General features: G+C 75.3%; 1 pseudogene. It reads right to left on the reverse strand.

Annotation, left to right across the window (positions count from 1 at the left end):
• Positions 1–279: pseudogene (locus EN874_RS33445) on the reverse strand (peptidase S8); the annotation flags it as partial.

A 279-nucleotide genomic window follows, 5' to 3' on the forward strand; every position in this document is an offset into this window, starting at 1 on the left:
ATCGCCGACGATGGCGCGCTGCGGCTCGGTGGCGATGAGGTCGGTCGGCGAAATGATCGGACCGCCAAGCGCCGGCGCTTGCACGGGCGGCGCGGGCTGGGCCGGCGGCGGCAGCGAGCTGGCCGGATCGCGACGCGGATCGGGCGTCGGCACCGGCGTCGCGCCGCCGGGAGGATTGGGGAACAGGTCGACGATCAGGGCAGGCAGAAAGACGGCGCCTGCAGGGCCGGCACCAGGCGTACCGCCGCCATCATCCTTGGCGCAGTCGGCGCCGGCGGC

It is taken from the genome of Mesorhizobium sp. M1D.F.Ca.ET.231.01.1.1 (genome assembly GCF_003999155.2).
Lineage (GTDB): Bacteria > Pseudomonadota > Alphaproteobacteria > Rhizobiales > Rhizobiaceae > Mesorhizobium.